This window comes from Paenibacillus sp. FSL H8-0315 (assembly GCF_038005365.1).
Lineage (GTDB): Bacteria > Bacillota > Bacilli > Paenibacillales > Paenibacillaceae > Paenibacillus_AQ > Paenibacillus_AQ odorifer.
The window spans coordinates 2903192-2923612 of the sequence record NZ_JBBOTA010000001.1; the positions used below are offsets into that span (position 1 = coordinate 2903192).

Sequence of the window (20421 nt, forward strand, 5' to 3'; positions counted from 1 at the left end):
CCTCCGCGTCCATTATTTCTTAAATTATTTTTTTAGATTAAAGTAATTGCAAAAAAGTTCTCTACTCCATCAATACGCCCATTTACTCGGGCATGTTCCTTAAAGTTCAGTGTTGACATAATAAAACCTTATTATTCGACACCTTTTGACCACTGCGACCTAAGACACTTATAACCAAACTACATCCCCTTAAAACATATATCGGATCATCCCACTCCAGCTCAGGTAATCCAGGAAGAACCCCGCTACAAAACGACCAAGTACAATGGCCAACAGCAAGTGCAGCAGCCTTCCCTGAGGACTCTTGGGATATCTTATGACCAAATCGAGCTTAAGGTTCTGCAATGCCCACCAAGATAATACAACACTGAGCAAAGATACAATCATTGAGACCATACTGCTGGTTCCAACTGCGCTAGACAACCCACCCGACAATATATCCTCCATGCTAACCCTCCGTGTTCGTATTACTCGGAAATCGACTCTTATATCATACTTGTGAAGGGCAAAAGAATCCAGTACTTTTACAAATTTTTAAACAATTCAACGCCATTATCCAAAATAATGAAGAAATTTTAACCTTTTTTCAATAGATTACTATAATAAAAAGCAGTCAAACCCTAAGGCTTGACTGCTTTTATCCTACTGTTGTCCTTTTCCAGTGGACACTTTAATCCGTGTAACAGCGCGTTGCAGCGCCAATTCCGCACGGCGGTGATCGATATCATCTTGTTTGCTCCGAGTCTGGAGACGGCGTTGAGCCCGTTCTCTAGCCGCTTCGGCGCGCTCAACATCGATATCTGTTGGCAGCTCGGCACTTTCAGCCAGCACGGTTACTTTGTCCTTATGCACTTCAACGAACCCGCCATGAACAGCGATGGAGATCGTAACACCGTCCGATTTGACGGATAACGGAGCAACCTGAAGTGGAGTCACAAGCGGAATGTGTCCCGGCAAAATACCCAACTCGCCTTCGACCCCTCTTACAATCAAGCTATTCACTTGCTTGGAGTAAACGAGATGCTCCGGCGTGACAATTTCCAACAAAAAGGTATTCACTTCCATTCCTCCTTAAAGCTTTACATTGTAAAGCTCGCTTCGAAAGCATGCACTAAGCTTTACGAAGTAAAGCTTGCATCGAAAGCATTAGCTAAGCTCAGGTTACATCGATTTCGCTTTTTCTACTGCTTCTTCAATCGTACCTACAAATAAGAAAGCTGCTTCTGGAAGATCATCATGCTTACCATCCAGGATTTCCTTAAAGCTGCGTACAGTTTCTTTGATTGGTACATATTTACCCTTAAAGCCAGTGAACTGTTCAGCCACGTGGAATGGCTGCGACAGGAAGCGTTCAACTTTACGAGCACGAGCTACGATAACCTTATCATCCTCACTCAATTCATCCATACCCAAGATGGCAATGATGTCTTGAAGCTCGGTATAACGTTGCAGCAATTGTTTAACACCTTGTGCCACGTTGTAATGTTCTTCACCAACAATTTCTGGAGCGAGCAAACGCGAGCTGGAAGCCAGTGGGTCAACCGCTGGGAAAATCCCCTTCTCGGAAATTTTACGCTCAAGGTTAGTTGTTGCATCCAAGTGAGCAAACGCTGTAGCCGGAGCAGGGTCAGTGTAGTCATCCGCCGGTACGTAGATTGCTTGAATCGATGTAACTGAACCTTTTTTAGTCGATGTGATACGCTCTTGCAGCTGGCCCATTTCAGTAGCCAGAGTCGGCTGATAACCAACCGCAGATGGCATACGGCCGAGAAGAGCGGACACTTCGGAACCCGCTTGGGTAAAGCGGAATATATTATCGATAAAGAGCAGCGTATCGCGGCCTTCCACATCACGGAAATATTCCGCCATGGTCAAACCGGTCAAAGCTACACGAAGACGTGCACCTGGAGGCTCGTTCATTTGTCCGAAGACCATTGCTGTCTTCTTAATAACGCCGGAATCCGTCATTTCGTGATAAAGGTCATTACCTTCACGAGTACGTTCACCGACACCTGCGAATACGGAAATACCACCGTGCTCTTGGGCAATGTTATTAATCAATTCTTGGATTGTTACTGTTTTACCTACGCCGGCACCGCCGAAGAGGCCGACTTTACCACCCTTAGCATAAGGTGCGAGCAAGTCGATAACTTTAATACCTGTTTCCAAGATTTCCGCTTGTGTTGACAATTCGTCAAATGTTGGTGCGAGACGGTGAATCGGGTTCTTTTTCTCAGCAAGAACTTCACCAGCGTTATCAATTGGATTGCCAAGTACGTTAAATACACGGCCTAATGTCGCTTCCCCTACAGGAACCGAAATTGGACCTCCTTGATCGATTGCATCCAGTCCACGAACCAGACCATCAGTAGAAGACATCGCGATACAACGTACCAGATTGTCTCCCAAGTGATTGGAAACCTCAAGTGTTAGGTTAAGCTGACGACCATTGTCCAAGACGGTTTCAATTTTGATAGCGTTGAAAATCTCGGGCAACTGGCCGCGTTCAAATTCAATATCGACAACCGGACCCATAATGCTTACAACGCGTCCTTTGTTCATCTTCTTTTCCCTCCTCGAAAGCTGTTACATCAAGAAGAAACGACGTTGTCGTCATATAAAGATGACAACCGTTTCTCGTAGAAATATAAGCATTTTGTATAGTGTAAAACCATACTTTCTTATATTTTAAGAAGAACTTACAGTGCCGTTCTTAAGGAGCTATGCACCCTAAGCAAGCGACACTGTTTCTCGTAAAACACAAGACAAGTTAAGCACTTAGTTTAACTTTTCTTGTATTTTAAGACTGCGCGTTCGCTCCGGCCACGATCTCGGTAATTTCCTGCGTAATTGCCGCCTGACGGGCACGGTTGTACGTAAGGGTAAGTTCTCCGATCATTTTCGACGCGTTCTTCGTTGCACTGCCCATAGCTGTCATTTTCGCCCCCAGCTCACTGGCCTTGCCATCCAGAATAGCGCTATAAATCAAAGTTTCAGCGTACTTTGGAAGCAATACTTCTAGCACGCCTTCCGGTGAAGGTTCATATTCGTAGTTTGCAGAAGCTTCATGATGCTCTTGATTCCCTACTCCATCCATAGGCAACAGTCGCTCAACGGTTGGGATCTGGGTGATAGCATTGACGAATTGATTGTAACAAACATACAACTCATCATACGTACCATCTACAAACTGCTGTACTGCCGAATTCGCGATAGATTTGATGTCAGCAAACTTCGGCGCATCCGATAGCTCAGTGACTTCCTGTACAATCGGATATTCACGGCGACGTAGAAAGTCACGGCCCTTACGACCAATAACAAATAATGCGTACTCATCTTTGGACTTATGCTTCTCCGCGATGAGCATCGTCACCTTACGCAAAATATTAGCGTTGTAACCACCTGCAAGCCCTCTATCAGAGGTAACGATTAGATAACCAGTCTTCTTCACAGGGCGGCTAACCAGCATAGGGTGTTGAACACCTTCGGTGCCAGCAGCAATGCTCGATACAACCTCTTTTAGCTTCTCAGCATAAGGACGGGCGGCAATTGCCTTCTCCTGAGCTTTTCTCAGCTTGGATGCGGCTACCATTTCCATCGCTTTTGTGATCTGTCTTGTGTTTTGAACACTCTTAATTTGACGTTTAATATCACGCATGCTTCTTGCCATGATTTCACCACCTTAGAGCTTTGACGGAGTCAAAGCTAACTTCGTAAGCATCATCTTAGCTTTAACGGAGTTAAAGCTAACTTCGTAAGCATTCTCTTAACTTTGACGAAGTCAAAGCTACTTCATAAGCACAGCCTGAGCTTCGGCAGAGCCAAAGCTCACTTAGTAAAATCCGTTAAAGTCATCTATATTAGCTAGTAGCGAAACCTCTTTTAAAGGTATCAATCGCTGCTTTAAGAGCGGCTTCGTTATCAGCTGTCAAATCTTTTGTATCCCTGATGGATTGAGCTACATCAGCAGCACTGCTATCCATGTAAGCAAGGAATTCCTTTTCAAAACGTTTTACGTCTTTAACTGGAATATCATCCAAATATCCTTTTACAGCTGTGTACAAGCTAAGCACTTGATGCTCAACAGACAACGGCTGATTCACACCTTGTTTCAGAACTTCCATCATACGTGCCCCGCGATTCAGACGGGCAAGTGTAGATTTATCAAGATCTGAGCCGAACTGTGAGAAGGCTTGAAGTTCGCGATATTGGGCAAGATCCAAACGGAGCGAGCCGGCTACCTTCTTCATCGCTTTGATTTGAGCGGAACCCCCTACACGGGAAACGGAGATACCGACGTTGATCGCCGGACGTTGACCAGAGTAGAACAGATCGGATTCAAGGAAGATTTGACCATCTGTAATCGAGATTACGTTCGTAGGAATGTAAGCTGATACGTCAGATGCCTGTGTTTCGATAAATGGAAGTGCGGTTAATGAACCACCACCAAGCTCATCACTAAGCTTAGCTGCACGCTCCAAAAGACGGGAGTGCAAGTAGAATACGTCACCTGGGAATGCTTCACGACCCGGTGGACGACGAAGCAGCAAGGACAATTCGCGATAAGCCGAAGCTTGTTTCGAAAGGTCATCGTAAATGATCAGTACGTGCTCGCCCTTGTACATGAAGTATTCGCCCATTGCGCAACCTGCGTATGGAGCAATATACAACAATGGAGACGGCTCGGAAGCCGATGCAGTTACAACGATTGTATATTCCAAAGCGCCATGACGGCGAAGAGTTTCTACAACCTGTGCTACTGTGGATTGCTTTTGACCAATGGCAACATAAATACATTTCATGCCGTTGCCTTTTTGGTTGATAATCGCGTCAATTGCGATTGCAGTCTTACCTGTTTGACGGTCACCAATGATAAGTTCGCGTTGTCCACGACCGATTGGTACCATCGCATCAATGGCTTTAAGACCTGTTTGCATCGGTTCATGTACCGATTTACGATCGATAACACCTGGTGCATTATTTTCTACAGGACGGAATTCAGTTGTAGCAATTGGGCCTTTGCCGTCAAGCGGCATACCAAGTGCGTTAACTACACGACCGAGCAGAGCTTCACCAACAGGAACTTGCATAATTTGTCCTGTACGTTTTACTTGATCGCCTTCACGAATTTCCTTGTACTCACCCAGAATAACAACACCGACGTTGCTTTCTTCCAGATTGAGCGCCATGCCCACTACTCCGTTGGAGAACTCTAGCAATTCGCCTGCCATTGCGTTTTCCAGACCGTAGACACGGGCGATACCGTCGCCGACTTGAATGACGGTGCCGACTTCGGCAACTTCGATATCGGCTTTATATTCCTCAATTTGACTTTTGATCAAAGTGCTGATCTCTTCAGGTCTGATGCCCAATATCCTCACCCCTATCTTCTATGCTTATCATTAAAGGATTTCTCGAGACGCTCCAATTTGTTAGACAGACTGCCGTCATACAGCGTATCGCCGATATAAACTTTCAGTCCTCCCAACAGGCTTGGGTCCACCACATTCGTAATCCGGATTTTACGGTTTACGAGTTGGCCGAATTCTGCAGCTACAGCTGCTTTTTCTTCTTCACTTAAAGAATAAACAGAGTATACCTTAGCATCACCAATGCCAAGAGCGTCTCCTTCAATCTTGATATACGTATCCAGCAGATCGGCAAAAATATCGGTTCTGCCTCGCTCTACTAACAATTCTACAATGTTCATCACGATGGGAGAGAGCTTATCTTGAAGCGCTGTGCGCAGCACTTTCAGCTTGTCGGACTCCGAGATGCGCGGTGCAAGAATAAACCGCTTTATCTCTTGGTCGGAATGTAATAATCCAACCACTGCCTTAAGCTCTTCTTCTACTTCAAGGGTAATCCCTTTCTCTACCGCTGCACTGTACAATGCTCTAGCGTAGCGCTTGGCAACTACCGTATCGCGGCTCATGATTGGCCTCCTACCTCTTTGAGGTATTGGTTCACAAGTTGCTCCTGCTCGCCGTTAGCACTAACTTCTTTCTTAAGAAGTTTAGAAGCAATACGAACAGATGCCGTTCCAATTTCGCTGCGCAACTCTTCCACTGCTTTGTTCTTTTCGTTCTCGATATCGCGCACGGCCTCTTCTTTGACACGTGCTGCATCTGCTTTGGCTTGTGCCAAAGTTTGTTCTACCTGTAGATTGCTTGTGATTTGCGATTGTTGAATAATCTGTTGAGCTTCCTGGCGTGCACTGTTCAGCGCTTGCTTCTGCTCTTCCACATACGCGACCGCTTGTTCTCTAGTCTTCGCAGCTTCGTCCATTTGCTGCATTACCAGCTCACGGCGTTTCTCCATAACTGCAAAAAGTTTGCTGAACGCATACTTGCTAAGCAAGAAATATAAAATCCCAAAGGCGACAATTGAAAATACTATGTTTGTCCAAACAATATCCACTGAGGTCACTCCCTTCCGTTACCGCGTCATGCGGACGTATACAAAAGTAAGGCGCGGATGGCATCGGCCGTCCCCGCCAAACCGTAACTACGGTTTATTAAGTAAACATAATCAGGAATGCGATAACTGTTGCTGCCAACGGAATAACTTCGACGATACCTACACCAATAAACATTGTTGTTTGCAAAGCATTTTTCGCTTCTGGTTGACGAGCGATGGACTCAACTGTTCTACTAACGATCATACCGTTACCAAGACCTGCGCCAAGTGCACCCAATCCAACCGCTATTGCTGCTGCTAAAAATTCCATTTGTAAATATCCTCCTTTAATTTCGGTTCATATTTGTGTTTAATGATATAAGATATCTCCCACGAAGGAAAATCAGACGATAGCCGTTCTCTTCGCAGCAGTTCATTAATGTGCTTCTTCTTCGTGAATCGTCATCTGTGCGATATAAACCATCGTCAGAATCGTAAAGATAAACGCTTGTAGTGCCCCGACGAAAATACTGAAGCCCTGCCATACAGCCAGGAACGGAATACTGAGAATCCCCAGCTTCAAAATGACTGTAATCAGTACTTCTCCGGCGAAAATGTTAGCGAATAGACGAATAGCCAACGCTACAGGTTTTGCCAGGTTTTCGATAATGTTCAGTGGCAAAAAGATTGGAAACGGCTCGATGTAGTGTTTGAAATAATGTTTGCCGTTGAGCTTAATGCCCAGAAAGTTCATAAGTACAAATACTATGATTGCCAATCCTGCAGTGACGTTAATGTCAGCAGTTGGCGACTTGTACCATAAAATTTCTGCATGCTCACCATTCGCCAAGTTCTTAGTTGCTTCAATCACGTGGCCAAACACTGTTACAGGTCCATGCGCCTCAGTTACAACGGAGAAAGGCAATCCAAGTAGATTGGAAACAAAGATAAACAGAATCAATGTCAACCCTAAAGATATGTAAGGTTTTCCTTTCTTCAGATCCATGGCACTGCTTATGACACCCTCTACAAATTCCACAACCCATTCCATGAAGTTCTGAAGCTTGGATGGATTTTCAACGGAAAGCTTACGAACCGAAAGCATAACCAGAACAAACACCACTGTACAACTGATCAGAAGCATCAACACGGCGGATAAATCTATCGGTATTCCCCCGACAAATATTTTCGGCATGTCATGCATAGTATCATCCCCCTTTCTCTTTAATCTGGTTAAAGCTTATTCTTCACACTCAGATATATCCCCGCAGGAATGGCGAGAAGCTGAGGAATGAATACGCCCGAAACAGTTGCTACCAGGGAGAAATGCTCAATCTTGACCGAGAACATGGTGACCAAAATTGCGAAGCTAATCCGTGTAACAAAACCGAGGCTGAAGGCATTCCCTTCGTTGCTCGCAATCGACTGCGTAACCCGTCGAACCTTGACGGCCAGATAACGAAAGTTTACCAATCCCGCCACCAGACCCAGAGTCATGCCCAGTGTAATTGCCCGGGTCTCATGATGAAGCACCCAGCCCATTAAGAGTCCTGCCATAAGGACGAGCGTAACTCTAGTGACGGTATTGATCATGGGAGTCATATTATCCATTCTGCTCCCCCAAAAATTTTTTAATTAACAAGGCGACATTCACAATTCCCAGAATCATTCCAGTTATAGTGCCAATGGCGAGCCAATATTTCGGCCCCTCCATCAGGTCTTTCAGCCATCTTGCCGCAAAAAAACCAATAAGAATGTAAGCGGCAAGCAAAGTGCCTGCACTTCCAATGACAAGCGCGGTCTGTAACAAGCTGTCCTTGCTATTTTGTTCTTTCATGGGCTACAATCCCAACTAATTTTACTGAATTTCCTGAGTCTTTGTCAATTCATTGAACATTGCCTAAAAACCCTTGAAAACATGAAAATAATCACAGCAAAACGTTCCAAAACCATATAAACCGTACAGTTTCACTGTATGTTGATTTTAATCAGATCAGATATTAGTTTAATTGAAATTATTTATTTTTTGTGAACATTCTGTGAAACTCTTCAGGACGTTCCTTATTAACACCAAAATGGTGCAAAATCGCATTGACAATCCGTTGGGAAGCCTTGCCATCTCCATACGGGTTGGCGGCCCGACTCATCGACTGATAGAGCTCGTTATCAGTCAAAAGAGCATGTGTCCGTTGATACACCTTCTCCTCGTCCGTGCCCACAAGTTCCAGCGTTCCAGCCTCTATCCCTTCGGGACGCTCCGTTGTATCACGAAGCACAAGAACAGGCACTCCATAAGAAGGAGCTTCCTCTTGCAGACCGCCGGAATCGGTCAATATCAAGTGGGTATGCGGATAAAAATTATGCAGGTCCACGACATCCAGCGGATCAATCAGCTTAATTCTTGGATGTCCTCCCAGTATCTCATGCGCAGGTTCCTTAACGGTAGGACTCGGATGCACAGGGTAAACAATGGCGACATCTTCGAATTCATCAGCGATTCTTTTAATAGCTCGGAAGATATTACGATGCGGTTCACCTTGAGATTCTCTGCGGTGAGCGGTCATCAAAATAAGTCTTTTTCCTGAAGCAAAATCCAAAACAGGATGCCGGTAATCCGGCTGTACGGTATATTGAAACACATCAGTTACGGTGTTGCCTGTGATATAAATACTTGATTCTTTTTTGTTCTCGTGTCTCAGATTGTTAGCTGACAAATCGGTTGGAGCGAAATGCAGATCAGCTAACACACCTGTGAGTTGACGGTTCATTTCTTCAGGATACGGAGACAATTTGTTCCATGTCCTAAGTCCTGCTTCTACGTGCCCAACCTGAATTTGCTGCAGGAAGGAAGCGTAACTAGCTAAAAACGTTGTTAAGGTGTCCCCATGCACCAGCACGAGGTCAGGTTTAACTTCTTTCAGTACAGGTTCCAAACCTTCAAGCACACGAATAGTAATCTCATTCAAGGTCTGACGGTCCTTCATCACGTCCAAATCGTAATCAGGGGTGATATTAAACACTTCCAACACTTGATCGAGCAGTTCTCTATGCTGTGCTGTTACACATACTATTGATTCGATATGCTCAGGATGCTTCTTCAGTTCAAGAACCAGAGGAGCCATCTTGATCGCCTCGGGGCGCACTCCGAAAATAGTCATTACTTTGATTTTGGACATAACCCCTACCCTCTCATCAAATATTCTCGCATTACTATACTTAATACTTAATTACTTATTACTTGGTTCCATAAAGACGGTCACCAGCATCACCAAGACCTGGCACGATGTAACCATGTTCATTCAAATGATCATCAAGCGCTGCAACATAAATATCAACATCCGGATGAGCTTCCTGAACTGCAGCAACACCTTCTGGCGCTGCAATCAAGTTCATCATTTTGATCTGTGTACAACCACGGTTCTTCAGTGAGGTAATCGCAGCAATTGCGGATCCGCCTGTAGCAAGCATCGGGTCAATTACTATCAACTCACGTTCCTGTACATCAGTTGGAAGCTTGATATAATACTCCACTGGTTGAAGAGTGTCTGGATCACGGAAAAGCCCTACATGTCCTACTTTAGCCGCAGGTAGAAGCTTCAGTACACCTTCAAGCATACCTAAACCCGCACGAAGAATAGGAATAAGCCCCAGCATTCTTCCCGAAATCACTTTGCTTTCCGTCTCAGTGACCGGTGTTTGTACCGTAATGGTCTCTAGTGGAATATCACGTGTAATCTCATAAGCCATCAATGTGGCAACTTCGTCAACATGTTCTCTGAAATCCTTCGTGTTTGTTCTAACGTCGCGAATAAATGTTAGTTTGTGTTGAATTAAAGGATGATCGCAAATCACCAATTTTCCCATTTACTGTCCCTCCGGTAATTGTAAGTCTTGTCTATAGCCATAGAAAGCGCTTTGCTTCTCAGTGGCTAAATCCTGTCTATTATAGCACTCCCGCCGCTGCATTTCACCTCAGAATGGTACTTGAACTCACATTGAACATATTCCTTTGTATTTCCTTGTTTTTAAAGGTAATGATTGGCTTAATTAGGAAACCAATCACTTATAAAACCTAGATTATGTTGTGCAACTTTGGCTTTTTCATACTATTCACATTATTTTCACTAATTTTATTGAAAGTTCCATGAACTTTCATGATTAATTTCATTCAATTTCATCTAATATCTACTGTAATATTTGTGAACAATATGCAACAAAAAAGCCTCCATCAAACCCGGAAGAGGGTATGGATGGAGGCAGAATCATTTCTTATTAGAAGCAAAGATTTAGTATTTCAACTCTGGATAAAGAGGGTATTGGTCAGTCAACTCAGCCACTTGACGGGCAGATTCTGCCAAGTTTGCCTCATCCTTCGGATTCTTTAGAACATTAGCAATGATACGTCCAATACTGACCATCGCCTGCTCGTCCATACCACGAGATGTGACTGCAGGTGTACCAATACGAATACCGCTTGTTACGAAAGGACTTGTAGGATCAAATGGAATTGCGTTTTTATTCACAGTAATTCCGATGGAATCTAGTACTTTTTCCGCATCTTTTCCGGTAATGTTCAGATTACGGGTATCCAGCAGCATCAAGTGGTTATCTGTACCTCCAGATACAATGTTAACCCCTTCGCTGATCAACGTTTCTGCAAGAACATTAGCGTTCTTCACTACATTTTGAGCATAAGTCTTAAAGGATGGCTGCAATGCTTCACCAAATGCGACTGCTTTTGAAGCAATTACATGCATCAGAGGTCCACCTTGGGAACCAGGGAATACCGCTTTATCAATAGCAGCTGCCCATGGCTGTCTGCACATAATCATACCTCCGCGGGGACCGCGCAAAGTCTTATGCGTAGTAGTTGTAACGAAATGAGCATGAGGAACCGGGCTCGGATGAAGACCAGCAGCAACCAATCCTGCGATATGGGCCATATCTACCATAAATAGCGCACCCACATCATTGGCGATAGCGCCAAGTTTTTCGAAATCAATAATACGCGGATAGGCACTAGCACCAGCTACAATCATTTTTGGACGGTGTTTGAAGGCTGCTTTACGTACTTCATCATAATCAATTAGGAAAGTATCTTCTTGTACTCCATAAGCAACGAAGTTATAAAGCAATCCTGAAGCATTAACTGGGCTACCGTGTGTCAAATGACCGCCGTGAGCCAAATTCATTCCAAGAACAGTGTCGCCAGGCTTAAGCGCAGCCAGATAAACTGCCATATTTGCTTGAGCGCCGGAATGTGGTTGTACGTTGACATGATCCGCGCCAAACAATTCTTTTGCACGATCACGAGCAAGGTTCTCAACGATATCTACATCTTCACAGCCACCATAATAACGTTTACCTGGATAACCTTCTGCATATTTGTTCGTAAGCACGGAGCCCATAGCCTCCATTACGGCTTCGCTAACGATATTCTCTGAGGCAATAAGCTCAATGTTGGCACGCTGACGTTTCAGTTCCAGTTCCATCGCTTCCAGTACTGCCGGGTCACTCTTACGCAATTGTTCCATGTTCTTATTTCCTCCCTAGTGTGTGTAGATATGTTGTATTTAAGTAGAAACGATTTGCCCGCCATAAAGAGACTTAGGTCTACGTTTCTGCAAAAAATATAAAAACTAAAGTTCGTTAATCACAAAACTGGGAACCACTTTGTTCTGGAGCACGATATACCGCACGTTCACCGCCAATTAGTGGGGGTCTGGTCCATGCCGCATTCACTCTGGCTGCACCAATGTATCGTAGAGTCGGACGGAAAGGAACGGCTACCCGCCGTAAATGCATTCCTATCAGTGTCTCGCCAATATCTAAACCAGCATGAGCTTCTATCGTTTCCGCCAAAACAGGATCTTTCATAGCGTGATAAGCAGCCGTAGCCATCGAACCTCCAGCACCTCGTATAGGTACAGCTGATACTTCCTTCACACCAAGTGACTCTAGCAGAGAGCGTTCCATGACAAGTGCACGATTTAAATGCTCGCAGCACTGATACACCGGATGAAATCCTTTTTCCGCTGCTACTAAACGAACACCTTCAAGCAGTTGTTCTGCAACTTCAAGTGCACCACCAGTTCCAATCCGGACACCAGCAACTTCACTTGTGCTCACTCCGACGACAACAATTTTGCCTGACCCAAGGTTACCAGCCTCCGCCAACTCCCTTAACACAGTGACGGTGGCTTCAGTTAATGATAGCTCCACAACTTCGTCCATCACTCTACCTCCTCAAACTTCAAACAAGCTTATTTTAAACAAAAAAGAGCAGTCCGCAGGTAGCTGCGGATTTGCTCTTTTGCCCAGGCGACCGGCCGTTTATTCCGATGCTCCATCGTGGTTTGATCCACATTTGTCGCCAGTTACATCGGAACCGATTATTTGTAACTTCATCTTAAAGCAAAGTGAACTGAAAATCAACCATTTACAAATGGCGGAAGGTTTCCAGCTTATCCAGCAAACTGAAAAGCGCAGTGCGAATCTCAGCAGCAGTTAGCTCATAGTCCTCACGCGTGCCACCAAATGGATCAGAAATATCGAAGCTCGGAATACGCTGGCGAATCTCAATCATCCGCTGCAGATCCGTTGCATTCGGTTCACCACCAAGTGCTAAGCTCAACTCCGCATCTGCGTAAAGGCTGTCCAATTCCTTGATATCTTCCGTCACCGCATCTTCATCATGCACGTATTCCTTCAATGTATAGGTTTTCGTTACAGCATCTGGAAAATACTGCAGCAAATGCTGCTTATGCCCACCCGTCAAGGTCAGCACAAGGTCGGCCCAAGCGACAGCTTGACCTGTCAATTGTGACGACTCCATTGAATCATGAATTCCTTCTTCCTGCAGTATAGCTGCAGCATGTCTTGATATAGAAGTACCGGAAATGGCGGATACACCTGCAGACCGCACTTCCAGGTCGATTCCACGTTCCTTCGCGAGCTTTCGTAAAAGCCCCTCAGCCATAGGACTTCGGCATGTATTCCCGGTGCAGACGAATAAAATATGCAGCATGTTTTGCACCCCCATGAAATTAAATATTCTAATGCCGTTATTGTATCAAAAGATGAATAGCAAGCCAAACCCCAGAAGTATTGCACCGCCTAGCGCTTCTCCATAATCCCCTAGACCACGACTGACATGCCGTCCAATTAGCAACCCTAGAATCGACATTAGTCCCCCGCAAGCACCGAAGGCTAAGATGGTCAAAAGTACTCCATTCACAAACATCCCCAGTGATACACCCACAGAGAAAGAGTCAATACTGACACTGAGCGAAAGAAGTATCATCCCCCACAAGGTTCGATGATCCATAGCTCGTGAGCTTCCTGTGTCCGGACGAAAGGAGTTGTACACCATATGCCCGCCCAAAAGAACTAGAAGACCTCCAGCAGCATAAGTCGTTACTTGACCTAACAGGTGTCCGACATAACTTCCTGTCAATAAACCCAGGAGAGGCATCAGCATATGAAAAACAGCAATGAGCAGACTCATTTGCAGAATATGCAGCAGACGAATACCTTTCATCCCGATCCCTACACCGAGCGAAAAAGCATCCATCCCTAATGCAACCGCCATTATAGTAATGGTAACAATCTGCCCCCATTCGGTATATACATCTCCTAAGCCCATGCTTAACCCCCCAAGTCCGAAATATCTTGTACAACAACGATATGCGGACAAGGGGGTAATCATGACTTCATATGGGAGTCATATACGAAAAAGCAATGCCGTGGTTATCCGGCGTCGATGACAGATCCGCCGGCGGCTTTCATAAGCCGGTTCATGATTGCAGCGCCGAGGCCGGTATACGGGCAAGCCTCGGCTAAGATGTAAGTCGCTCCCGCTTCATCGAAGCGCCGCAAAGCGGCATATAGGGAGCGGGCCCCTTCCTCCGGCGAGGATAACGAGCCGAGGGAAAGGACACAGGCGGCAGGGTCGGCGGGATAAAGGGCCTTATGCTCCTCGAAGATGAGCAAGCCCGTGACCTCGCCGTTTAGCTGCGCCGCCTGAAGTTGACTAGCGGCTTCGTCCGCCACGCGCTGCGGGGAAGAGCCACGCACTACAGCAAGCCAGCCGCGCGGTGCGTAGTGCGTGTACTTCATTCCCGGCGCGCGCGGCGCAGAAATGCCGCCAGCAGCATCCGCACCATGCTGCTCAATAGATGCGGTAGCCCTTTCGAAAGGCTCACGATTGTTAACATTCAGGCAATCCGCTGAAGATTGCGCGGTAGTTGCTTTAGCTGTGATTGGCTCAGCAGTACTGAAATCAATAACAGAGTTTGTCGTCCCCGAATCAGCCAAGACAGTAGCGGTTGCGGTAGCGGCAGCAGTTGTCTCAGCATTACCGGACTCTGAGCTTACAGCTTCTGCTCCCACCACTGCAGCCAATTGCTCCGAAGTAATCCCGCCGGGGCGCAGCACAGCAACTTTTCCGTCAGGCTGTACCTGCACGACTGTTGACTCTAGTCCAACTCCAGCAGCACCACCATCAAGGACGCCATCAATGTATCCAGCCAAATCTTCCATCACATGCGAAGCTAATGTCGGGCTCGGGCGACCCGAACGATTAGCACTGGGCGCCGCAACTGGACAACCTGCGGCACTTATCAGTGCTAGAGCTACCGGATGATCCGGCATCCGCACACCAACCGTATCCAAACCCGCCGTCACACAGGGCGACAGTACACCTTCACGAACAGGAAGCACAACTGTCAGCGGACCAGGCCAATAAGCTGCCATCAGCACGGCTGCCTTAGGATGCACCTCTACAACAAGCTCGTCCAAAGCTGCCGTATCCGCAATATGCACAATTAACGGATTGTCAGAGGGCCGTCCTTTTGCCGCAAAAACAGCCTCAACTGCCGCCGTATTTCGGGCATCCGCCCCTAACCCGTAGACGGTTTCGGTTGTAAAAGCCACGGTTCCGCCTTCACGAAGCATTGTTGCTGCCTCCGCTATCGCCAGCTTGTCAGCTTCATTCGGCTGAAATACCTCAGAGTTCGTTCCCTCAGCGGAATTCAACTTCCAGTATACAGTCTCATCTCTATTTCCACTCCGCCGCTGAACGGCGAATAAAGGATTATTGTGTTCATTCATTCTCATCACAGGCTTTCTAGAAGATATAATTTAGCTTAGCAAAAAAACGGCCCCTGTAGGGAGCCGTGATAGATCTGCTTATAAAATAGTAACACATCTGGGGTCTTACGACCATAATCCACTGATCCAGTTCCAAAGGTTCTGCAGCAGCTCCCAGACGAAGAACCGTACCTCTGGCTCAGCAGCAGTTTCTCCTGATGAAGCACTTCCTGCCGAGGAATCAGCCTGCACTGTTTTTGCAGCTGCTGATTTCACCTTAGCACTGTTATCCGCACCAGCAGCGGACACTGTTTTTGTACCTTTGTCAGCAGCAGGTGCTGCCGCATCTCCAGAGCCTGCATCGATAAAGCAAAGCGGAGGAAACAGTACACACCACCAATTTTGCCCCTTGCCCGCACCAAGTGTGACCCGAACAGCTTCATACTCCCCAGCAGGATAGACGGTGCCACCGTATAATTTGGTTGGAAAAGGGACTACGCCCAGCTCCACTTTATAGGAATATTCAATGCCCCGTTTCTCCAGCTCTGATCCAACCAACGCGTTAAGCTCCGGCAGATGATTTCTAATCAGAGCACGTGCCTGCTCCAAGCTCTGTGGATCCTCAAGAGCGGATACCCACTGGTTCATTTGCTCCACAATTTTATCGCGAATTTGCCGTTTCACCAGCTGATCTTGCGCTCCGTCAGAATTAGCTAGAATACGTAACCGGATAGATTCTTGGGGAATAGATACTTCAGCTACTGCAGCATCGGTTTTTTGACCTTCCCAAGCCATCATGAGGACCATAAAAAAACAAATTAAAATGGCAGTATACTTAAAAGTTACACGTAAGGAATCTCTTTTATCCATATGATTATCGTTCATTTGTTGCAGCCCCTCTCCTCTTAACTCTCATGCTAGTAGTATGCCCGGAGATAAGAGACTGCAAACCTATGAATCTATTAAATTTATAACTTCAATGCCAGCTCCTTATGCAGCTGCAAATCTTCCTCTACATCCTGCCCATAAAGATGCACGCTCATCACGACCCCCATGCTGGCCATATTAATCAGAAGAGACGTGCCTCCATAACTGATAAACGGAAGTGTTATTCCTGTCAACGGCATCAGGCCGATAAAAGCTCCAACATTCTCAAGAATTTGATACAACAGCATAGCCGTAATTCCAATGATTAGAAATGGACCGCTACGCTCCTTACTCTCGAGAGCAATCAATATCATCCGATGCAGCAAAATAAAAAAGAGCAAGAGCAGCAGCGCAGACCCCACAAATCCAAACTCCTCGGCAATCTGCACGAATATCGCATCCGAATAGGTATATGGAACACGATTATTCTGCACAGAGCTGCCCTGCATATATCCCTCTCCACTCATTCCCCCGGAGGCTATAGCTATTTTGGCATTTTTCGTGTGATAGCTTGCCTTATCTGTCGCTAAATCAGGTACCAGCCAAGGGTCAAACCGCTCCACTAAATGATCCTTACCAATGCCTTCAAAAAAATTGACTGCCTCATCATGATAGTTTATGTAGCTCAAAATCCCAGCAAGGCCGATCCCACCCACTATAAGCAAACCGATGAGTGCATGCGACAATTTGATATTCCCGATCCATAGAAGCCCAATCAATATTACGATGTAGCTAAGGGCATTTCCCAAATCATTTTGCATAATGACTATACCAAATGGAATGAACGTAAGAATGGTGAGAGGAACAATCCCTTTCCAGAAGGTTAAGGTAGAGCCTTGTTTTCGAATTAAGATCGATGATAAAAAAAGAATTAATACCAATTTAAACAGCTCGGCAGGCTGAAACCTAAGTCCACCAATCTCAAGTCCCAATTGAGCACCGTTCTCTACTTTACCAATAAAACTAACCGACACTAACAAGACTAAGCCCAAGAGATAAATATAAAGTGCATGTTTAACAAATATCTTAAAGTCCACAAAAGCGAGCACAATAAAAACTACAAAACCTAAAATATAGTATTTAAGCATTTGTAAATGAAATCCATCCAATTTCATCGGAGGCGTTATTCTTCCATTGGTTACACTGTATATTGAAAAAATACTAATCACCATCAGCATAATCAGAACAGTAACGATTACCTTATCAATCCTTTTGAACTTTTGAAGCATCTGCAAGCCCCTTACTCTGTTAAGGTTTCAACTCTCCTCTCTCAGGGAAAGTCGTTCCTTTCTATTGTAGAACATTCGTGAATATAATTCCAAATTTATGTAGCCAATCTATAAAATATCTTTCTATTAAAATTACACTCTGACGTGATTTTACTCTATGATCCAAACCTAACGGACTCCGTAGACTTTATTTATGGATTTATTGCTTCACGGGAACTTTTGCGGACTCCAGAGTCGTTATTACTTGCCATTTTGCAGTAAATCCAGTCTTTTTGATCAAATAACGTCTTTGCGGTCCGATACTATCCAATACGTAGTTAATATTCGAGTATAAGGGCATCTGAGTCCGAGTCAGGATACAAATACGAATACGAATTGCTTCCAGCTTGCTTACCTGAAACGGTCCGTATTATATTACACCAATCCGACGAAGCCGTCCTCCATCAAAAAAGAACCGCCAGCACCCCTATTAAACAATAAGGACCTGACGGTTCTACTTTATTTCATGGTTACACCTGTTTGGCAGCTGCATAAGGAGTAGGTTTAGGAAAATCCTCTTCCACTTCTTGCCCGTGCAGGCGCACACTCATTACCAGCCCGATGCTGGCCATATTAATGAGCAGTGATGTACCCCCGAAGCTGATGAAAGGTAACGTAATACCAGTCAATGGCATCAAGCCGATAAATGCGCCGATATTCTCAAAAATCTGATACAACATCATCGCGACAACACCGACAATCAGGAAAGGGCCAGCTCTATCCCTAGACTCCAGCGCAATCAGAATCATCCGGTGAATCAAAATAAAGTACAGCAGCAACACAAACGCCGAACCTACAAACCCAAATTCTTCGGCAATCTGCACAAAGATAGAATCTGAATACGTATATGGCACCCGATCCGTCTGAACGGAGCTGCCGTTCATGTAGCCTTCGCCACTCATTCCACCTGATGCAATCGCCAGCTTGGCGTTTTTAGTATGATAAAGGGCTTTGGCTGTTGCCTTGTCTGGAACAAGCCAAGGATCAAAACGTTCAATCCAGTGAGATCGTCCAATATCCGTAAGAAAGGTTTTAATTTCATCATGATAATGGATATAACTCATAATTCCCGCAATCGCAGAACTAGCCACGATGACCAGCCCGATTAATGCATGCGTGTATTTAATATTGCCAATCCACAACAGACCCGCAAGAATCACAACGTAAGACAAGGCATTCCCAAGGTCATTTTGGGTAAGGACAATAAGGAACGGAAACAAGGTCAGAAGGCCGAGCGGCACAACATCCCGCCAGAACAGAAGCTTACTCTTATTCTTGCGGACAAGCATGGCTGCCAGAAAAAGAATTAATATCAGCTTGAACAGCTCTGCAGGCTGCAGACTCAGGCCCCCCGGCAGGGTCAACCAGCCTTGCGCATTATTTTTGGTCTCGCCCAAAAAGCTGACGAGCACCAGCATCCCTATCCCAAACAGATAAATATATATCGCATATTTCACTAATATTCTGTAATCCAAAAAGGTCATTCCAATAAAAGCTACAAAACCAATAGCATAATACATCATCATACGAATATGATGTCCGTCCAGCTTCTCTCTTCCATGAGTAACGCTATATATGGCGAAGATGCTGACCACCATGAGTAATAACAGAACGACTACAATAGCACCATCAATCTTTTTAATCTTCTGAAGCACGCTCTGCCTCCCTACTCTATATCTGGGCTTTCTTTATGATCCCCTAAGAAATCCTGCTAAATTCTATTGTAAAGGAAGTCGGATTGAAAATACAATTTCTCTACTCCGGACAAAATGAACCCTCTGCATAGCAGGCAATATTATCTCGTTATGCCTAGCACATGACGCGGGATTCCAGCCAGATCATTAATGGTGATAATCTCGGTCCAATGGCCCGCTGCCGCAAGGAGTGCAGCGACTTGCTCAGCTTGACCGAAGCCAAGCTCAAAGCCGATCAGGCGCGGCGGTGCCGGGAGCAGCGTCAGCTGCTCCATCATGCGGCGGTACGGGTCCAGCCCGTCCGCTCCGCCATCCAGCGCAGTGCGCGGCTCATGGTCGCGCACCTCACGCTGCAGCCCGGCGATATCCTCGCCGGGGATGTATGGCGGGTTGGAGACGAGAATATCCGTCTCCATCCCCGCGAACGGCTCGAGCAGATCGCCGAGCCGAAAGTCCACAGCTGTGCCATTGCGCAAAGCGTTGCGCTCGGCCACAGCCAGAGCCGCCGGCGAAATATCGCCGGCGCAGACCCGCCACGCCGGCGCTTCCGCCGCCAACGTGACGGAGATCGCACCGCTGCCGGCGCCGATATCGACGGCGGTCAGCGGTCTTGCGGCGCGCACGTCCCCCGCGCCGCCCGCGCTATCCAGCGCCGCTTCGCCCGGCGTTACGATGCCGTCCGGCCAAAGCTCCGCGCCGTAACGTAAAATCGCCTCGACGAGCAGCTCCGTCTCCGGCCGCGGAATAAGCACGTCAGGCGTCACCTCAAAAGGCCGCCCGTAGAATTCTTGCTCGCCGATGATATACTGCACCGGCTCACCAGCGCCCCGGCGGGTAACTTCCGCCTCAAATGCTTCCTTAACCGCAGCTGGAAAAGGATCTGCCAGCGCCATGTAATAAGCTGCGCCAGACACTCCAAGCACATGCTCCAGCAGCAATTGTGCACTGCGCTGCGGTTCATTGCAGCCGCTCCGGCTCAAAAAAGAAGAAGCCTCCGCAAAGGCTTCCCGGATGCTTTTGACTTCCGACATGACATATACGCC

22 protein-coding genes and 1 riboswitch are annotated in these 20421 nt (G+C 46.2%); all 22 genes read right to left on the bottom strand.

Going from position 1 to position 20421, the window contains the following annotated elements:
* Positions 1-189: 189 nt before the first annotated feature.
* Positions 190-447, bottom strand: coding sequence for a DUF1146 family protein (locus MHB56_RS12635; RefSeq protein WP_036681556.1), 258 nt, complete (start codon positions 445-447; stop codon positions 190-192).
* Positions 448-642: 195 nt separating this feature from the next.
* The gene (locus tag MHB56_RS12640) at positions 643-1059 is read right to left on the bottom strand and encodes a F0F1 ATP synthase subunit epsilon (protein ID WP_036681559.1); all 417 of its coding nucleotides are present in this window, start codon (positions 1057-1059) and stop codon (positions 643-645) included.
* Between the two features lie 102 nt (positions 1060-1161).
* Positions 1162-2562 carry a F0F1 ATP synthase subunit beta gene (gene atpD, locus MHB56_RS12645; RefSeq protein ID WP_036681562.1) on the bottom strand — a complete coding sequence of 467 codons (1401 nt, stop codon included), beginning with the start codon at positions 2560-2562 and terminating at the stop codon, positions 1162-1164.
* Between the two features lie 238 nt (positions 2563-2800).
* Positions 2801-3670 (bottom strand): ATP synthase F1 subunit gamma, encoded by an 870-nt coding sequence (gene atpG, locus MHB56_RS12650; protein WP_036681564.1) that lies wholly within the window; start codon positions 3668-3670, stop codon positions 2801-2803.
* 190 nt (positions 3671-3860) lie between these two features.
* Positions 3861-5372 carry a F0F1 ATP synthase subunit alpha gene (gene atpA / locus MHB56_RS12655; RefSeq protein WP_036681566.1) on the bottom strand — a complete coding sequence of 504 codons (1512 nt, stop codon included), beginning with the start codon at positions 5370-5372 and terminating at the stop codon, positions 3861-3863.
* Positions 5373-5383: 11 nt separating this feature from the next.
* Positions 5384-5935 (bottom strand): F0F1 ATP synthase subunit delta, encoded by a 552-nt coding sequence (locus MHB56_RS12660; RefSeq protein ID WP_076123928.1) that lies wholly within the window; start codon positions 5933-5935, stop codon positions 5384-5386.
* Positions 5932-6420, bottom strand: coding sequence for a F0F1 ATP synthase subunit B (atpF, locus tag MHB56_RS12665; RefSeq protein ID WP_076123930.1), 489 nt, complete (start codon positions 6418-6420; stop codon positions 5932-5934). Before atpF ends, MHB56_RS12660 begins: the two co-directional genes overlap by 4 nt.
* A gap of 97 nt (positions 6421-6517) precedes the next feature.
* Entirely contained in the window at positions 6518-6730 is a 213-nt protein-coding gene (gene atpE / locus MHB56_RS12670; RefSeq protein ID WP_036681574.1) for a F0F1 ATP synthase subunit C, read from the bottom strand.
* A gap of 105 nt (positions 6731-6835) precedes the next feature.
* Positions 6836-7603 carry a F0F1 ATP synthase subunit A gene (gene atpB, locus MHB56_RS12675; protein WP_036681575.1) on the bottom strand — a complete coding sequence of 256 codons (768 nt, stop codon included), beginning with the start codon at positions 7601-7603 and terminating at the stop codon, positions 6836-6838.
* A gap of 29 nt (positions 7604-7632) precedes the next feature.
* Positions 7633-8010 (bottom strand): ATP synthase subunit I, encoded by a 378-nt coding sequence (locus MHB56_RS12680; RefSeq protein WP_036681578.1) that lies wholly within the window; start codon positions 8008-8010, stop codon positions 7633-7635.
* Entirely contained in the window at positions 8003-8236 is a 234-nt protein-coding gene (locus MHB56_RS12685) for an AtpZ/AtpI family protein (protein ID WP_036681579.1), read from the bottom strand. The genes MHB56_RS12680 and MHB56_RS12685 overlap by 8 nt, the downstream gene beginning before the upstream one ends.
* Positions 8237-8414: 178 nt before the next feature.
* On the bottom strand, positions 8415-9575 hold the full coding sequence (gene wecB / locus MHB56_RS12690) for a non-hydrolyzing UDP-N-acetylglucosamine 2-epimerase (protein WP_341143634.1): 1161 nt from the start codon (positions 9573-9575) through the stop codon (positions 8415-8417).
* A gap of 58 nt (positions 9576-9633) precedes the next feature.
* Positions 9634-10263, bottom strand: coding sequence for a uracil phosphoribosyltransferase (gene upp, locus MHB56_RS12695; protein ID WP_036681583.1), 630 nt, complete (start codon positions 10261-10263; stop codon positions 9634-9636).
* Positions 10264-10685: 422 nt separating this feature from the next.
* The gene (gene glyA / locus MHB56_RS12700; protein WP_341143635.1) at positions 10686-11933 is read right to left on the bottom strand and encodes a serine hydroxymethyltransferase; all 1248 of its coding nucleotides are present in this window, start codon (positions 11931-11933) and stop codon (positions 10686-10688) included.
* Between the two features lie 115 nt (positions 11934-12048).
* Positions 12049-12633, bottom strand: a complete 585-nt coding sequence (locus MHB56_RS12705; RefSeq protein WP_341143636.1) for a TIGR01440 family protein — start codon at positions 12631-12633, stop codon at positions 12049-12051.
* Between the two features lie 74 nt (positions 12634-12707).
* Positions 12708-12790: riboswitch (ZMP/ZTP riboswitch) on the bottom strand.
* A gap of 48 nt (positions 12791-12838) precedes the next feature.
* The gene (locus tag MHB56_RS12710) at positions 12839-13426 is read right to left on the bottom strand and encodes a low molecular weight protein arginine phosphatase (RefSeq protein ID WP_036681588.1); all 588 of its coding nucleotides are present in this window, start codon (positions 13424-13426) and stop codon (positions 12839-12841) included.
* A 45-nt stretch (positions 13427-13471) separates the two neighbouring features.
* Positions 13472-14044: a manganese efflux pump MntP gene (locus MHB56_RS12715; RefSeq protein ID WP_076182070.1), complete on the bottom strand. Its 573-nt coding sequence runs from the start codon at positions 14042-14044 to the stop codon at positions 13472-13474.
* Between the two features lie 104 nt (positions 14045-14148).
* Entirely contained in the window at positions 14149-15510 is a 1362-nt protein-coding gene (locus MHB56_RS12720) for an L-threonylcarbamoyladenylate synthase (protein WP_341144372.1), read from the bottom strand.
* A gap of 105 nt (positions 15511-15615) precedes the next feature.
* Positions 15616-16359: a stage II sporulation protein R gene (spoIIR, locus tag MHB56_RS12725; RefSeq protein WP_076099806.1), complete on the bottom strand. Its 744-nt coding sequence runs from the start codon at positions 16357-16359 to the stop codon at positions 15616-15618.
* Positions 16360-16457: 98 nt separating this feature from the next.
* Positions 16458-17645: an FtsW/RodA/SpoVE family cell cycle protein gene (locus MHB56_RS12730; RefSeq protein WP_341143637.1), complete on the bottom strand. Its 1188-nt coding sequence runs from the start codon at positions 17643-17645 to the stop codon at positions 16458-16460.
* A 509-nt stretch (positions 17646-18154) separates the two neighbouring features.
* Positions 18155-19339 carry an FtsW/RodA/SpoVE family cell cycle protein gene (locus MHB56_RS12735; protein ID WP_076123938.1) on the bottom strand — a complete coding sequence of 395 codons (1185 nt, stop codon included), beginning with the start codon at positions 19337-19339 and terminating at the stop codon, positions 18155-18157.
* Positions 19340-19479: 140 nt separating this feature from the next.
* Entirely contained in the window at positions 19480-20409 is a 930-nt protein-coding gene (gene prmC / locus MHB56_RS12740) for a peptide chain release factor N(5)-glutamine methyltransferase (protein WP_341144373.1), read from the bottom strand.
* Between the last annotated feature and the right edge of the window lie 12 nt (positions 20410-20421).

Excerpts from the sequence above, each read along its gene's own strand:
- MHB56_RS12635 (WP_036681556.1), bottom strand. The coding sequence starts at position 447 with ATGGAGGATATATTGTCGGGTGGGTTGTCTAGCGCAGTTGGAACCAGC.
- atpD (WP_036681562.1), bottom strand. The coding sequence starts at position 2,562 with ATGAACAAAGGACGCGTTGTAAGCATTATGGGTCCGGTTGTCGATATT.
- atpG (WP_036681564.1), bottom strand. The coding sequence starts at position 3,670 with ATGGCAAGAAGCATGCGTGATATTAAACGTCAAATTAAGAGTGTTCAA.
- MHB56_RS12660 (WP_076123928.1), bottom strand. The coding sequence starts at position 5,935 with ATGAGCCGCGATACGGTAGTTGCCAAGCGCTACGCTAGAGCATTGTAC.
- atpE (WP_036681574.1), bottom strand. The coding sequence starts at position 6,730 with ATGGAATTTTTAGCAGCAGCAATAGCGGTTGGATTGGGTGCACTTGGC.
- atpB (WP_036681575.1), bottom strand. The coding sequence starts at position 7,603 with ATGCATGACATGCCGAAAATATTTGTCGGGGGAATACCGATAGATTTA.
- MHB56_RS12680 (WP_036681578.1), bottom strand. The coding sequence starts at position 8,010 with ATGGATAATATGACTCCCATGATCAATACCGTCACTAGAGTTACGCTC.
- MHB56_RS12685 (WP_036681579.1), bottom strand. The coding sequence starts at position 8,236 with ATGAAAGAACAAAATAGCAAGGACAGCTTGTTACAGACCGCGCTTGTC.
- wecB (WP_341143634.1), bottom strand. The coding sequence starts at position 9,575 with ATGTCCAAAATCAAAGTAATGACTATTTTCGGAGTGCGCCCCGAGGCG.
- upp (WP_036681583.1), bottom strand. The coding sequence starts at position 10,263 with ATGGGAAAATTGGTGATTTGCGATCATCCTTTAATTCAACACAAACTA.
- glyA (WP_341143635.1), bottom strand. The coding sequence starts at position 11,933 with ATGGAACAATTGCGTAAGAGTGACCCGGCAGTACTGGAAGCGATGGAA.
- MHB56_RS12705 (WP_341143636.1), bottom strand. The coding sequence starts at position 12,633 with ATGGACGAAGTTGTGGAGCTATCATTAACTGAAGCCACCGTCACTGTG.
- MHB56_RS12710 (WP_036681588.1), bottom strand. The coding sequence starts at position 13,426 with ATGCTGCATATTTTATTCGTCTGCACCGGGAATACATGCCGAAGTCCT.
- MHB56_RS12715 (WP_076182070.1), bottom strand. The coding sequence starts at position 14,044 with ATGGGCTTAGGAGATGTATATACCGAATGGGGGCAGATTGTTACCATT.
- MHB56_RS12720 (WP_341144372.1), bottom strand. The coding sequence starts at position 15,510 with ATGAATGAACACAATAATCCTTTATTCGCCGTTCAGCGGCGGAGTGGA.
- spoIIR (WP_076099806.1), bottom strand. The coding sequence starts at position 16,359 with ATGGATAAAAGAGATTCCTTACGTGTAACTTTTAAGTATACTGCCATT.
- MHB56_RS12730 (WP_341143637.1), bottom strand. The coding sequence starts at position 17,645 with ATGCTTCAAAAGTTCAAAAGGATTGATAAGGTAATCGTTACTGTTCTG.
- prmC (WP_341144373.1), bottom strand. The coding sequence starts at position 20,409 with ATGTCGGAAGTCAAAAGCATCCGGGAAGCCTTTGCGGAGGCTTCTTCT.